The sequence below is a fragment of the Rhodococcus sp. 2G genome (assembly GCF_001886355.1).
Classification (GTDB): Bacteria; Actinomycetota; Actinomycetes; order Mycobacteriales; family Mycobacteriaceae; genus Rhodococcus; species Rhodococcus pyridinivorans.
Genome location: NZ_CP018063.1, coordinates 3,660,001 through 3,674,155, shown reverse-complemented (window position 1 = coordinate 3,674,155; position 14,155 = coordinate 3,660,001). Strand labels below are relative to the sequence as shown.

Below are 14,155 nucleotides of genomic sequence, written 5' to 3'. Positions count from 1 at the left end.
GTCTCGTGTGACTGAAGTGAAGGTTGTTACATATGAGATTTCGTGATTGGCGGGGGAAGCGGGGGCGCATCGTCGCGCTGGCCGTGTGCCTCGTCGTGGCTGTCGTCGCTCTGACGACGGTTGTGTTCTCGGATTCTCGAAGCGAGGCGCAACGCCTCGTCGACGACTTCGTTGCCGCCCTCGACGATCGTGATGCGGGCGCAGCGGCGGCCCTGACCTCCTACCCGAACGCGGCGGAGGAAACGATCTCGCAGATGTACGACGGTCTGTCCGACGGCACCGTCGACTACGACGTCACCCAGCTGGTCGAACTCAACGACGACTCGGGATACTTCACGCTCTCCGCCGGCTGGAATTTCGGTGAGGGCAAGGACTGGTCGTATCAGGTCACCGGTTCGGTGCGGAAGCTCGCCGTCGGCTGGCGTGTGTCCTGGGACCCGGAGGTCGTTGTCCCCGACCTGTCCGGCGGACGCACCGTCCACCACGTGCGCACCGACGCCGCGCCGCCGAAGATCTTCGACCGCACGGGCCGCCTCCTCATGGAGGAACAGACCATCAACGCCGTGGTGCTCGACCCGGCGGCGATGCCCGACCCCGTCGACACCACCACTCGTCTCGCGGCGGTTCTCGAGCCGGTCGCACCCGTCATCACCGCCCAGCTGATGCAGGAGCGGATGGCGGAGAACCCCGGAAACCGGATCACCGCGGTCAAGCTCCGCGACCAGGACTACCAGTTCCTCGAGGGCGGCATCGTGTCGATCCCCGGGGTCGAGGTGCTCACGACACCCACCCTGATCAGCGCCGATCGGCGGATCTCCACGCCGCTGCTCGACTCGCTGCGCTCGGCCTGGCAGCTCGAACGCGACCGGACGGCAGGCTGGGCGGTCACCCTCGAGGATCCCGAGGAGGGCCCGATCCAGGTGGCGGGCTTCCAGGGCCCGCCGCCTCCGGACCTGCAGGCGACCGTCGACTCCCAGGTGCAGCTCGCCGCGAAGGAAGCGGTCGTCACCGCAGGTACCCCGGCCGCGGTGGTCGCCATCCAGCCCTCGACCGGTGGCATCCTCGCCGCCGACGTCAACAACTGGGCCATGGAACTCGGTCCCGTCATCACCCACGGTCTCTACCCGGCCGGCGGCGTTCTCGATCCGGTCCGGCTCGCGGCCGGCCTCGAGCGCGGCGTCGATCCGAACGACGTGGGATCCGATGACGTCGCCTCGACCGCCCGTCGCCTCGGCCTCGGCGTCGACTACGACGTGCCGGGCTTCGAGTTCGAGACCTCGCAGATCGGGCACAACCGCTCCGGAGTTGTCCAGTTCGCTGGATCGGATTCCGACGAGAACCTGATCACGCCGCTCGGCGCCGCGGTGCTGGCCGCCTCGGTCGCACGGGGCAGCGTCGCTGCCCCGACGCTCGTGCAGGGCCAGGAGACGGTCGTCCACGACGCCCCCGAGGCGCTGCCCGGTTCTGTGATCGACGCCCTGCGCGGCATGATGATCGACAACGTGCAGAACGGTCCGGCGTCCTTCCTCCGCGGACACGCCGGTCTCGCGGGTATCGCCGCGGCGAGCGGTGAGGACCGCTGGTTCTTCGGCTACACCGGCGGCGACCTGGCCTTCGCGGTCTTCGTCGCCGATGCCGACGGCGGCGACCGCGCGATCAAGATGGCCGACACCTTCCTGCGCAAGCTCGGAGAACCCCTGCTCGGGGAGTGATCGGCCGGAGGCCGGTCCATGGTGCGCTGATCGGCCGGAGGCCGGTCCGCGGCGTACAGGTACGTTGAGCGACCGTGACCGTCCTCGACCTGGCACTGCTCGTGGTTGCCGGATTCTTCGCGGGTGTCGTCGGGTTCGTCACCGGCCTGGCGTCGATCGTCTCGTATCCGGCGTTGCTCGCCGTCGGCCTCCCGCCGGTCGCGGCGAACGTCACCAACACCGTCGCGATGGTCGGTGTGGGTGTCGGGGCGCTGACCAATTCGGCGCAGGAGGTCGTCGACACCGGCCCCCGCGTGTGGTGGTGGACGCTCTACGCCGCGCTCGGCGGCGTGGTCGGCGCGGCTGTCCTGCTCGTCGCGCCGCCCGACTCGTTCGAGGCGATCGTTCCGGGTTTCGTCGCGCTCGCCGCTCTCGCGCTGCTGCTCCAACCACGCATCCGCACCCTGGCCGGCGGTCGCGACCTGCCGCGGGTGTTCTCCGTGGCGGTCTTCGTCGTCGCGGTCTACGGCGGATACTTCGGTGCCGGCGCCGGCGTCGTCTTCTACGCGCTGGTGCTTATCTGCACGTCCGAGCAGATTTGGCGCGCGAGTATCCTCAAGAGCTACCTGCTCGGCGTCGCCAACCTGGTCGCGGCGATCGGGTTCGCAGTCTTCGGACCCGTGCACTGGGGTGCGGCGGCCGCCATGGCCGTCGGCGCGTTCGCGGGTGGCTACTGCGGTCCGCCGCTCGTGCGGCGCATACCCCCGAACCTGCTGCGCGTGGGTGTCGCGCTCGCAGGGTTCGGGTTGGCGGTATGGCTCGCTCTCCGCTGAGCAGCGTCCTGTGCAGTGGTGGCTACTGCACGCCGTGCATGAGCTTTTTGATGTGCGGCGCGAAGAGGGCCAGCACGATGCCCACTGCGATCGACGCTCCGCCGATCCACAGGTAGTACGGCACCTCGTTGTTCTCGTCGTAGAACCCCGCGAGGGTGCCGGCCATGGCCGTACCGCATGCGACGGACAGGTAGAACAACGCGACCATCTGCGTGTGGAAGTTCTTCGGCGCGAGCTTCGTCGACAGCGACAGTCCGACGGGGGACAGGAACAGCTCGGCGAAGGTGAACAGCAGCAGGATGAAGACCAGTCCGAGCAGCGGAGCGCTGTTGGGGCCGCCACCGGCCATGGGGATGAAGCACAGGAAGGCGATGCCCATGATGATCGTGCCTGCGGCGAACTTGATGGGCGACGAGGGCTGACGCGGTCCGAGTTTGGTCCACACGGCGGCGAAGACACCCGCGAACAGGATGATGAAGACCGGGTTGATCGACTGCACCCAGGACGGCGGGAACTCCCACCCGAACAGATTACGGTCCAGGCGTGTGTCGGCGTAGACGGCGACCATCGTGAACTGTTGCTGGAAGAGCGACCAGAACACCGCGCTCGCGATGAACATCGGGATGAACGACAGCACCCGGCTGCGCTCGACCGGCGTGATCTGCTTGCTCGACAGCATGAGGACGAAGTAGGTGATCGTCGCGATGATGGTCAGGGCGACGACGATGTCGGACATGTTGCTCGTCGTGACGAGGCCGGTCAGCGCGGCGACCGCGATGAGGACCACGGCGACCAGACCGATCCCGGCGGCTTTCGTGCGCGTCTCGGCGGGAAGCGGATGGGGTGGCACCTTGCCGATGTCGCCGAGATGCTTGCGGTAGATCGTGTACTGCAGCAGGCCGAGGAACATGCCGACCGCGGCGAGACCGAAGCCCCAGTGGAAGCCGTAACGCGTCTGTAGGAAGCCGGTGAGCAGCGGGCCGACGAGCGCGCCGATGTTCACGCCCATGTAGAAGATGGAGAAACCGGCGTCGCGTCGCGGGTCCTGCTCGTCGTAGAGATCGCCGACGATCGACGTCGCCGTGGCCTTCAGACCACCGCTACCGAACGCGACCAGCACCAGGCCGATACCCACCCCGACGAAACCGGGCAGCACCGCGAGCGCGATGTGGCCGAACATGATGAGCACGGCGCTGTAGAACAGGGTCCGTTCGGAACCCAGCAGCCGGTCGGCGATCCACGCCCCGAGAATCGTCGACAGGTAGACCGTGCCGCCGTAGGCGCCGACGATGGAGGTCGCAGCCCCCTGGCTGATCCCCAGCCCGCCCTCGGACGCCGAGTAGTACAGGTAGTAGATCAGGATGCCCTGCATGCCGTAGAAGGAGAATCGCTCCCACATCTCGACACCGAACAGGTTGGCCAGGGGTAGTGGCTGACCGAAGAACCGATGGTCGGATCGCGACCCGGTCAGAGTAGGTGGTTCCAGCGTGGACATGATCTCCACTGTTCCACCGCACGGGGCGCGAGCGCGAAAAATTCGCGTATCCCGCGGTCGCAGATCACACTTCGCGTGCGAGTGCGAGAGCTGCGACCGGAGGGTCGGTACCGGTCGACCTCGGCGAGGTCAGTGAGCGTCGACCTTGCGGTGCTGGAGCAGTCCGACGACCACGCGCCAGCCCACCAGGAACAGGCCCAAGAAGATCGTCGCGACGATGATGAAGGCGGTTGCGGTGCCCTGACCGGTGACGGCCCGCAGCAGCATCCCCACGACGAGGGTGCTCACCCACACGAGCAGTCCGGTGGGAACGGCCGCGAAGGCGTCGAACTTGTCGCGGTAGAGCCACGCGGTGAAGAACCATCCGACGGTGAGGCCGCCGAGGAACGGCCACGCCGTTCCTGCGAGCCCCACGAGATCGAGCACTTCGTCGTGACTGGAACGACCGAGCACGGCGAATACGACGACGAGAACGACGTCGATCGCCAACGCCGGGATGTACTTCTTCACGGGTCCAGAGTAGCGGCGGCGCGGGGCGCGTCGGAATCTCCGGCGCGTGCTCTCGAGCACGATCCGGACCGGTAGAGCGGGTGGAACGCGGCAGCGCCCCTGCCGGAGCAGGGGCGCTGTCTGTGCGAGAGGGGTCAGGCCTGCAGGACGGCCTCGATCTCGAGGGTGATGGTGATCTTGTCGCCGACGACGGCTCCGCCGCCTTCGAGCGGCATTTCGATGCTGATGCCGAAATCCTTGCGGTTGATGACGGTGGTGGCCTCGAAGCCGGCGACCGGGCCCTGGCCCATGCCGGGGTTGACGCCGTTGAACTCGAGCTTCAGGTCGACCGGGCGGGTGACGCCGTGGAGCGTGAAGTCGCCCGTGACGATGTAGTTATCACCGTCGGCACGCACGTCGGTCGAGGTGAAGGTGGCGACGGGGAACTGCTCGGCGTCGAAGAAGTCGGCGGAGCGGATGTGCGAGTCGCGGTCGGCGTTCTTGGTGTTGATCGACTTGACGTCGATCTCGGCGTTCACCGATGCGGTGCCGTCCTCGGCGACGGTGATGGCGCCGGAGAAGTTCTCGAAGGTGCCGCGAACCTTGCTGACGACGAGGTGCCGGACGGTGAAGCCCACGTTCGAGTGGACGGGATCGATGGCCCAGGTGCCGGTGGTCAGGCCGGGGAAGGTGGTGGTGGTGGTCGTCATGGTGGTCCTCCTCGATGGTCAAACTTTCAACTGCTTGTCGACAATCATGCCACCAAATAGTTGCATGCGCAACTACATCGTGAGGTGGATCACGCCGGCTCGGGATTCTCGACCGGACGACGCCGCCGCTCCAGGGTGCTGCGCTCGTGTTCTGCGCGCTCGGCGATCGGATCGATCTCGTCGGGTCCGTTGCCCCGGTACATCGCGGCGACGGTGGCCCAGCCCGCCAGGGCCACGAACGCGAAGCTCACCATCCGATACACGAAGACCGCTGCCAGCGACTGCGACGCGCTCAGCCCGGCAGCGGTGAGCGTCGCGATGAGGGTGCCGTCCACGAATCCGAGGCCGCCCGGTGCGAGCGGCACGCTGCCCACGGCCTTCGCCGCCGCGAACGCGATGAACAACCCCGCCACCGACGGAGAGCCGCCGACAGCCCAGCACGCCAGTCCGAGGCACGCGACATCGGCTGCACGGTGCACGGCCGACCACGCCACCGCGGCCACACCGTCGCGACGCGCGAGTTCGACGGACTCGAGCTGCGCGAGGGTGCGTTCGAAGACGTCGAAGCCGGTGTCCCTCGGCTTCCTCGTGATGCGGTTGACCCGACGGAGCACCCACGTGCCCGCCGCCTCGATCGACGTGGGGTTCTTCGCGACGTACCGCAGGCCGAAAATCAACGCGATCGCGCCCGCGAGCGACAACACGAGAGTGACGGGGCTGATCCGGCTGCCGACCGCGAACGCACCGATCATGCCCACCGACGCCAGGGTCACGGCCGCGATGACGCCGGAAACCGCGAGTTGCCACGAGGCGACCACGGGGGTCGCACCCCACTTGCGGGTCTGCTTGTAGGTGAAGGCCGTGGAGAAGACCGGACCTGCGGGCAGGGTCACCGCCATCGCCGTGCTGCCGTAGATCACCGACGCCGAACGCCAGTGCCCGACGCGCACCCCGCCGGCGCGGAGCAGTCGCTGCTGCACTCCCGCGAAGCCGCTGAGGGAGATCATCTGCGCCAGCACGGCCGCCGCGAACCAGCCCCAGTGCATCTCCGTGACCGCGCGCCACGAGTCGCTCATCGTCGGCCACAGGTAGATCGCCTCGACCGTCAGCAGAGCCACGAGGGCGATCGCCGACACCCACTTGATCCACCGGAACGAGCCCCGGCGCGGCGTGGCGTCGGGGCATGGAGGATCGTCGTGCGGCTGCGCCACGCTGTTCACCGTAACCGACCGTCGGGTCACGAAGAGGGCGCTGTGGCCGTTCCGCGTCGTTCGCGGGTGTCGCGGGACGGACCGTCACTCGTCCGTCGAAGTGTTCGATTCGTCCGTCCCGTTCGCTTCTCCGGGGGCTCCGGGATAGCGAACCGGCCATGCGAGATGGGTCATCCGCCGCCGGCCGCGAAGCTGCACCTCGTCGCCGAGTTCCCAGTGGCTGCGCTCCTCGTCGTCCGCGAAGTACAACGCGCTCGACGACGCGAGAACCCTACTCGGACGCAGTTTCGCCAGCTCGGTCAGGCGCGAGGCCTCGTTGACCGGGTCGCCGATCACCGTGTACTCGAAGCGCTCCGCCGCGCCGATGTTGCCGGCCACCGCGAGTCCCGCCGACACGCCGATCCCGACATCGAGTCCGGTGATCTCGTCCAGAGCGAAACGCAGTTCGCGGGCCGCCGCGAGCGCCGCCGTGGGGGCGTCCGGCCGGTCGAGGGGAGCGCCGAAGATCACCAATGCCGCGTCGCCCATGAACTTGTTGACGAAGCCGTGATGATGGTCGACCACCTCGACGACGACACGGAAGAACTCGTTGAGCAGTTCGACGACCTCGCTCGGTGGGCGCTCGGCGGCCGTCGCCGTCGAACCCACCATGTCGACGAACAGCACCGCGACGTAGCGCGTCTCACCACCGAGCTCGGTGCCGTACTGCAGGGCCCGGCGCGCGACGTCCTCACCGACGTGCTGACCGAACAACTCCCGCAGACGCCGGCGTTCGTCGGACTCGGCCATCATGCGGTTGAAGCCGACCTGTAGGCGTCCGATCTCACTGCCGTCGAACACCTCGACCTGCACTCCCGAGGCGCCGCGCTGCACGCGTTCGATCGCCCAGCGCAACTGCTTGATCGGGTCGGAGATCTGCGCCGACGTCAGCAGCGACAACACGAGCGCGAGACCGATCGACGTCACCGCGAGGGCGAGCACGGACAGGGCGAGCGCGTCGGCGTCGAAGTCGGTGTTGGCGCTCAACTGCGTCACGCACAGCAGCACGATCCCGGCGACCGGCATGAGCGTGCCCAGGCCCCAGGTCATGGCCAGGCGCGTGCCGACGCCGGGAGCCATCGTCCGGTCGAAGTTCCCCTCGCTCAGCGCCCGCGCGGCGACCGGCCGCAGGATGCGTTCACCGAGCATGTAGGTGAAACCGAAGGTGCTGGTCGCGGCCATCGCGACGGTGACCGAGACCGCCACTGCGAGCGACGGCATCTCCTCGGCGGTGAGGAAGACGAAGAGTACGCCGCCGAGCAGCCACAGACCGAGGTGCACGATCGCCTGTCGCAGCGGGGCGTGCAGGGCCGCCATCTGTTCGGCCCGGGTGGGCGGGCCGCCGCGGAGCTGCCACCGGACGACAGAGCGCAGCGTGATCGCTGCGGCGCCGAGGCTCACGATGCCGGCGAAGACCAGGTACACCGCGAAGACCGCGAAGTTGCGGACCCGATCCGCGATGATGGCGTCGGTCTCGGCGATGGGGATGCCGTACCGGACGAAGGCGAACACGAGCATCGCACCGAACAGGTTCGACGCGCCCATGGAGACCATGTAGAGCGGCCAACGACTCCGCAAGGTGGCGGCGACAGCTCGGTACGACCTCAGCACGACTTCAAATCAAACCACTGTGCGGACGGTCACAGGATGGGGCGGTCACTGTTGGAGGCGCGGAGTGGTTGGATTCACTCGCCCCACCTACTGTGACGAAAGGTGCGAAACGTACACATGAGGCCGCCTCCGACCGGTCCCGACGCGGATGCACCCCTGTGGCGGGCCGCCCAGGTCTTCCGGCTCGTGACCGTCGCATATGCGGTGGGATCGCAGTTCTCGACCGTCGTGAACTACACCCGTCCGGGCTTGTCGTGGTTCTTCACCGGGGTGCTCGTGACGTGGTCGCTCGTCTCGGCGGTGTTGCTCTCCCGCGAGGCACGACTGCGCCGCACGGTCACCGTGGTGGACCAGATCCTCGCCGTCGCGTTGATGGCGGCGACCCGGCTGGTCGCCGACCACGACTGGTACAGCAACCACCAGACCATGCCCACCACGCTGTGGGTCGCCAACGCCGTGCTGTCGGCCGCGATCCTCGGCGGTCCGCTCACGGGCATCGGCTCGGCGCTGCTGATGTCCGTCGTCAGCGCGGTGGTGCGCGACCAGATCAACCTCGACCTGTGGCGCGACGCGACGGCGCCGGTGCTCGTCGCGTGCGGTGTGGCAATGGGTTTCGCCACCACCACCGCGCGCAGTGCGCACCGGCAACTCGAGCAGGCCGTGCGCGTGGCAGCGGCCACCGAGGAACGGGACCGGCTCGCCCGGCAGGTGCACGACGGCGTGCTGCAGGTGCTCGCGCTCGTGCAGCGGCGCGGACTCGAGCTGGGCGGTGATGCGACGGAACTCGCCGAGTTGGCCCGCGAACAGGAGACCGCGCTGCGGCAGCTGATCTCCGAACAGGACACCGACGTCGACCGCGGCGGTGAGCATGCCGACCTCACCGCCCTCGTCCGGGCCAGGGCCGGGACCGGTGCGACGGTGTCCGCCCCCGCCGGCCCGATCATGATCCCGCGGGATCGAGCGGAGGAACTCGCGGCGCTCACGACAGCGGCGCTGTCGAACACGCAACTGCACGCCGGCGCCGGTGCCGCCGCCTACATCCTCCTCGAGGATCTCGGCGACGAGATCGTACTCAGCATCCGGGACGACGGCGTCGGGATCGAACCGGGCAGACTCGACGAAGCTCGCGAACAGGGACGCATGGGGGTGTCCAAGTCGATCGTCGGGCGAGCGGAATGGCTCGGCGGCGTCGCACTGCTCGACAGCGATGTAGGCGAAGGAACCGAATGGGAGATCCGGGTACCGAAGGGGAATGAGTGGCCGAGATCAGCGCGGAAACACACGAGAACAGCACAGAGGAACGCAGCACCGTCAGCGTGATGGTGGTCGACGACCACCCGATCTGGCGCAACGCCGTCGGACGTGACCTCGAGGAGGCCGGGTTCACCGTCGTCGCCGAGGCCGACGGTGTCGCGAGCGCCGCGCGCCGTGCCGCCGTCGTCCGCCCCGACGTCGTGCTCATGGACATGGCGATGCCCGACGGCACCGGCACCGAGGCGACCCGCGCGGTCCTCGAGGTCTCCCCGGACAGCCGGGTGCTGGTCCTGTCGGCGTCCTCCGAACGCGACGACGTCCTCGGCGCGGTCAAGGCGGGCGCGTCCGGCTATCTCGTGAAGAGCGCCTCGGTGCACGAACTCGTCGACGCCGTCCTCGCGACCGCGCGGGGACAGGCCGTCTTCACCCCCGGACTGGCCGGGCTCGTGCTCGGCGAGTACCGCCGGATGTCGAACGACGTCGCCGACCGGAGACCCCCACCGACCCTGACCGGCCGGGAGACCGAAGTGTTGCGTCTCGTCGCGAAAGGGTTGTCGGCGAAACAGATCGCAGCGCGACTGACGCTCAGCCACCGCACGGTGGAGAACCACGTCCAAGCGGCGCTACGCAAACTGCAGCTCGCCAACCGCGTCGAACTCACCCGCTACGTCATCGAACAGGGCCTCGAATAGCGCTCCGCACAGTGGCTCCGACGACTTCGGAGGCATACCGTTCGTCCCGTTAAGCTCAGGGCATGGAACCGAAGGATCTGCGGGTGTCGGACGCCGAGCGCGAGCACGTCGGCGAACTTCTGCAGCGGGCGGTCGGGCAGGGAATGCTCTCGCTCGGGGAGTTCACCGAACGGATGGACACCGTCCTCGCGGCCAAGACCCGAGGCGACCTGAACCAGGTGCTCGTCGACCTGCCCGGTATCCAGATCCGGCCCGAGTTCCAGGAGCAGAATCTGCCGGGCATGTCGCAGGCGCACTATCCGGCGCCGAGTGCGGCCGGCTACCCCGCGCCGAGTGCAGCTGCTTTCCCCGCGACCGGCCAGGGCGCTCCTCTCGTGATCAAGGGCCGCGTCTCCGGCATCGAACGCAAGGGTCGCTGGCACGTGCCGCCCGCCGTCGTTCTCGACACCGTCGCGTCCTCCGTGACCCTCGATTTCACCGAAGCGGTGATGCAGACGCAGGTCGTGCGGATCGACGTGAGCGACTACCTCAGCTCGATCAACATCGTGCTCCCCGCCGAGGCCACGGCCGACGTCAACGGCGTCGAGAACGTCGCGTCGAGCGTGTCGTCGAAGGTGCGCGGCGGAGCGCCGTACGGACCGCTGCACGTCGTGGTGACAGGCAAGGTCCGCGGCGGGAGCTTCAACGTCACCCATCCGCTGTCCACGCGGCTGCGGAAGTTCTTCAACGGCAGCTGACCCCGGAAACACCCGAGGCGACCCGCTCTGCGGGTCGCCTCGGGTTCGTTCGTCAGATCAGTCGCGACGCTGCCGGGCGATCAGCTCACTGACGCTGATCGAACGGCCACTGTCGGGACCGTGGCGTCCACGCCTCCGCGACTCCGCGTCGTTCTGCTCCGGCTGCGATTCGTCCGCTCGCGCTTCCGGCCGCTCGCCGGCCGGGCGGGGCGGCTGCTCCGGACCACGGGACCGGGAGGGCAGAGGCGGACGGGGACCGTTCTGTGTCGGCGGCTGCATGCCCTGCGTCGGCGGCTGCTGAGTGCCCGGCACGGGCGGTCGGGCAGGTCCCTGCGCCGGAGGTCGCTGGGCCTCCGATGTCGGGGGACGTTGCGAGTCCGGCGCCGAGGGGCGCGGTGCGTCGGAAGTGGGCCTCGGTCGCTGGGCCGAAGACTCCCCGCCGGGCGACGTACGGCGCAACTGCGACAGCCAGTTCTCGATCGCCTGCGGATCCCGTCCACGACCGGTGCCGGGTTCGCTCGGACGCGGAGCCGGGGCACCGGGCAGAGCTTCCGCATCGCCCGGGACAGCGGGCGGTCGGATGAAGGACTGCGGCAGCGGCGGCGGAACCTCCCCGCGCTGACGGCGGGGGAGCGGAGGCGCCGACGACGGCGACGACGGGTCGGACGCACCGCGCTGTGTCTGATCGAGCGCACCGCGCTGTGTCTGATCGAGCGCACCGCGCTGCGTGACATCGCGCTGCGGCATCTCGGGGGCACGACGTTCGGGCTTCTCCGGGACACCCTTCTCCGGGCCTCCGAGCCCCGGAAGAGCCGAGCCGTTGCGCTCGTCCACCGGCGGCCGACCCTCCGGGCGACGACGCGGCTCCGGGATCGGACGCGACGGACGCCCCGGACCCGTACCGGGCTGCTCCGGACGGCTCGCCGGCATCGGACGCCCGGCTGCGGGCGGCACCCGTTCGCCGTTCCGCGGAGCAGCAGGGGGACGACCGGACGCGGGCGCGGCCGGACGGACCGGGGGGCGGCCCGGGGCCTGCCGTCGCACCGGCGGCGGCGTGAGATCGCGGAGCTTGCGCTGTTCGGCGGCCGGCCTCGGCGGAGCGATCTTGGGCAGCGGCTGCGTGAGGTCGGAGCCGCCCTCGAAGGCACCTGCCGGGAAGCGGTGCGCGCCCGTGGCCGCGACCGTCGCCGGCCCGAACATGCCGACGGTGATGAGCTCGGGAACGTCCTCGGGCATCAGTTCGTCGGCGAGGATCGGCTCGCCCAAGCCGATCTTCTCCTGGATCCGCTTCATCCACGCCGGAGCCCACCAGCAGTCGTCGCCGAGCAGTTTCATCACGGCGGGCACGAGGAACATGCGGATGACGGTCGCGTCGATGATCAGCGCGGCGATCATGCCGAACGCGATGTACTTCATCATCACCAGCTCCGAGAACCCGAAGGCACCGGTGACGACGATGAGGATCAGGGCGGCCGCGGTGATGATGCGACCGGTGTGGGCGGTACCGATACGGATCGACTCGGTGGTGCTCGCCCCCATCGATCTCGCCTCGACCATTCTGGAGAGCAGGAACACCTCGTAGTCGGTCGACAGGCCGTACACGATCGCGATGATCAGCACGAGCACCGGCGACATGATCGGCCCCGGGGTGAAGTTGAGCAGGTCGGCGCCGTTGCCGTCGATGAAGATCCAGGTGAGGATGCCCAGCGTCGAGCCGAGACCCAGGGCGCTCATCAACACGGCCTTGACCGGCAGCACGAGCGAGCCGAACGCCAGGAACATCAGCAACGTCGTCAACAGCACGACGACCACGACCATCAGCGGCAGGGTCTCGAGCAGGGCCCCGATGGAGTCCTGCTCGATCGCCGGGGTGCCGCCGACGAGCACTTCGACACCCTCGGGCCATTCGGCTGCGTGCAGGTACTCGACGGTGTCGGCGGACTCGTTGCGGTCGGTCAGACCGGCCTTGAGCACACGGACGCCGTCCTTCGCGGGGCCGGTGATCTGGAACTTCTCGACGAGGCCGGGAGCTTCGCTGGCCGTCGTGATGATCTTGTTGAGGTCGCCGCCCTCGGCGCCGCGGACCACGAGCTTGACCGGCTCGGCGCGCTGGCCGGGGAACAGTTCGTCGAAGGTCTCCTGCGCGACGCGCGTGGGGTGCTCGGGCGGCAGGTAGGTCTCGTTGATGCCGCCGAACTTGATGCCGGTCAGCGGCATGATGAGCAGCAGCAGGCCGATGACCGTCGGGATGGTCACCTTCATCGGGTTGACCATCACCCAGCGGCACAGGCGGCCGAGGAAACTGTTCTCGACCTGCTCGTTCGACTGGATCTGCCCGAAGCGTTTCATGCCGAACTTGTCGATGCGCCTGCCGAGGATGCTCAGGATGGCGGGCAGGATCGTGATCGACAGCAGGGCAGCCAGTGAGACCGCCGAGATCGCGCCGTAGGCGACCGACTTGAGGAAGCCCTGCGGGAACAGCACGAGGCCACCGAGGCTGGTGACGACCATCGTCGCCGAGAACACCACCGTGCGACCTGCGGTGACGACGGTGCGTCGCACCGCCGCCGGGGTGTCGTAACCTTCGGCGAGTTCCTCACGGAACCGCGACACCATGAACAGGCCGTAGTCGATCGCCAGGCCCAGGCCGATCAGTGAGACGACCGGTGCGACGAACGAGTTGACCTCGGTGAAGTTGGTGATCAACCGGACGATGCCGTTCGCCGCGACGATCGTGAGACCACCGGTGATCAGCGGGAGAGCGGCCGCGACGACGCCACCGAAGACGAAGAACAACAGGATGCCGACGGCCGGGATCGCGAGGATCTCCATGCGCTTGATGTCGTTGGCCATCGTGTCGTTCAGTGCGCCGGAGATCGGCTGCAGACCGGCGAGCTGCACGTCGACGCCGTCGATGTAGAAGGCGTCCTTGATCTCGCGGAAGTTGCCGGTCAGCTCCGTGTCGTCCTCGCCGGCGATCGCGACCGACGCGATCGCGTGCTGACGCGACGGATCGGCGAGCGACGGCAGCGACGGCGCGTCGTCGGTGGGCCAGTACGCACCGTTGATCTTGAGGATTTCGTCGGGATGCTCGGCGACCAGCGAGTTCAGGCTGTCGGTGACCTTCGCCGCGAACTCGGGATCGTCGACCGTGCTGCCCTCGGGTGCCGTGTACAGCACCAGCACGTCGCCCGCGGTGTCGCGGCCGAAGGTGCCGTCGGCGAGCTTGGCAGCGGCGACGGACTCCGAACCGGGATCGTCCCAGCCGCTCTGGCTGAGGTGATCGTTCAGGCTCAGCCCGTACCCGGCGAGCGCGAGCAACCCCGCGACCATCACCGCAATGACGGTGAAGCGCGCGCGGTAGACGAGCTCTCCCCAACGGTCGAACACGTA

Annotated in this window: 11 protein-coding genes; 5 read left to right on the top strand and 6 right to left on the bottom strand. The window is 68.5% G+C overall.

Features of this window, described 5'->3' with window-relative positions; genetic code table 11:
* Nucleotides 1-32 precede the first annotated feature (32 nt).
* Complete coding sequence (locus BO226_RS17120) at nucleotides 33-1,712, top strand: NTF2-like N-terminal transpeptidase domain-containing protein (protein WP_071935778.1); 1,680 nt, start codon at nucleotides 33-35, stop codon at nucleotides 1,710-1,712.
* Between the two features lie 74 nt (nucleotides 1,713-1,786).
* On the top strand, nucleotides 1,787-2,524 hold the full coding sequence (locus BO226_RS17115) for a sulfite exporter TauE/SafE family protein (protein WP_071935777.1): 738 nt from the start codon (nucleotides 1,787-1,789) through the stop codon (nucleotides 2,522-2,524).
* Between the two features lie 22 nt (nucleotides 2,525-2,546).
* On the opposite strand, the gene BO226_RS17110 is transcribed toward BO226_RS17115, so the two are convergent.
* From BO226_RS17110 to BO226_RS17090, 5 genes are all read right to left on the bottom strand, one after another.
* Nucleotides 2,547-4,019, bottom strand: coding sequence for a peptide MFS transporter (locus BO226_RS17110; protein WP_033096407.1), 1,473 nt, complete (start codon nucleotides 4,017-4,019; stop codon nucleotides 2,547-2,549).
* Between the two features lie 129 nt (nucleotides 4,020-4,148).
* Nucleotides 4,149-4,529 carry a DUF3054 domain-containing protein gene (locus BO226_RS17105; RefSeq protein WP_006552707.1) on the bottom strand — a complete coding sequence of 127 codons (381 nt, stop codon included), beginning with the start codon at nucleotides 4,527-4,529 and terminating at the stop codon, nucleotides 4,149-4,151.
* A gap of 134 nt (nucleotides 4,530-4,663) precedes the next feature.
* Nucleotides 4,664-5,218, bottom strand: a complete 555-nt coding sequence (locus BO226_RS17100) for a YceI family protein (protein ID WP_071935776.1) — start codon at nucleotides 5,216-5,218, stop codon at nucleotides 4,664-4,666.
* An 89-nt stretch (nucleotides 5,219-5,307) separates the two neighbouring features.
* Nucleotides 5,308-6,429, bottom strand: a complete 1,122-nt coding sequence (locus tag BO226_RS17095) for a lysylphosphatidylglycerol synthase transmembrane domain-containing protein (RefSeq protein WP_232237983.1) — start codon at nucleotides 6,427-6,429, stop codon at nucleotides 5,308-5,310.
* Between the two features lie 84 nt (nucleotides 6,430-6,513).
* Nucleotides 6,514-8,022 carry an adenylate/guanylate cyclase domain-containing protein gene (locus tag BO226_RS17090; RefSeq protein ID WP_019290866.1) on the bottom strand — a complete coding sequence of 503 codons (1,509 nt, stop codon included), beginning with the start codon at nucleotides 8,020-8,022 and terminating at the stop codon, nucleotides 6,514-6,516.
* Nucleotides 8,023-8,196: 174 nt separating this feature from the next.
* On the opposite strand from BO226_RS17090, the gene macS reads away from it, so the two are divergent.
* The 3 genes from macS (at nucleotide 8,197) to BO226_RS17075 (ending at nucleotide 10,762) form a co-directional block, all read left to right on the top strand.
* Nucleotides 8,197-9,399 (top strand): MacS family sensor histidine kinase, encoded by a 1,203-nt coding sequence (gene macS, locus BO226_RS17085; RefSeq protein WP_024102063.1) that lies wholly within the window; start codon nucleotides 8,197-8,199, stop codon nucleotides 9,397-9,399.
* Nucleotides 9,399-10,025 carry a response regulator gene (locus tag BO226_RS17080; RefSeq protein ID WP_006552702.1) on the top strand — a complete coding sequence of 209 codons (627 nt, stop codon included), beginning with the start codon at nucleotides 9,399-9,401 and terminating at the stop codon, nucleotides 10,023-10,025. Before macS ends, BO226_RS17080 begins: the two co-directional genes overlap by 1 nt.
* Nucleotides 10,026-10,087: 62 nt before the next feature.
* On the top strand, nucleotides 10,088-10,762 hold the full coding sequence (locus BO226_RS17075; RefSeq protein WP_006552701.1) for a DUF1707 SHOCT-like domain-containing protein: 675 nt from the start codon (nucleotides 10,088-10,090) through the stop codon (nucleotides 10,760-10,762).
* Between the two features lie 57 nt (nucleotides 10,763-10,819).
* On the opposite strand, the gene BO226_RS17070 is transcribed toward BO226_RS17075, so the two are convergent.
* Nucleotides 10,820-14,152 carry an MMPL family transporter gene (locus BO226_RS17070; protein ID WP_071935774.1) on the bottom strand — a complete coding sequence of 1,111 codons (3,333 nt, stop codon included), beginning with the start codon at nucleotides 14,150-14,152 and terminating at the stop codon, nucleotides 10,820-10,822.
* Nucleotides 14,153-14,155 lie beyond the last annotated feature (3 nt).

What these genes read in the sequence shown, in the direction of transcription:
- BO226_RS17090 (WP_019290866.1), bottom strand. Translation starts at nt 8,022, where the DNA reads ATGGTCTCCATGGGCGCGTCGAACCTGTTCGGTGCGATGCTCGTGTTC.
- BO226_RS17110 (WP_033096407.1), bottom strand. Translation starts at nt 4,019, where the DNA reads ATGTCCACGCTGGAACCACCTACTCTGACCGGGTCGCGATCCGACCAT.
- BO226_RS17080 (WP_006552702.1), top strand. Translation starts at nt 9,399, where the DNA reads ATGGTGGTCGACGACCACCCGATCTGGCGCAACGCCGTCGGACGTGAC.
- BO226_RS17120 (WP_071935778.1), top strand. Translation starts at nt 33, where the DNA reads ATGAGATTTCGTGATTGGCGGGGGAAGCGGGGGCGCATCGTCGCGCTG.
- BO226_RS17100 (WP_071935776.1), bottom strand. Translation starts at nt 5,218, where the DNA reads ATGACGACCACCACCACCACCTTCCCCGGCCTGACCACCGGCACCTGG.
- macS (WP_024102063.1), top strand. Translation starts at nt 8,197, where the DNA reads ATGAGGCCGCCTCCGACCGGTCCCGACGCGGATGCACCCCTGTGGCGG.
- BO226_RS17075 (WP_006552701.1), top strand. Translation starts at nt 10,088, where the DNA reads ATGGAACCGAAGGATCTGCGGGTGTCGGACGCCGAGCGCGAGCACGTC.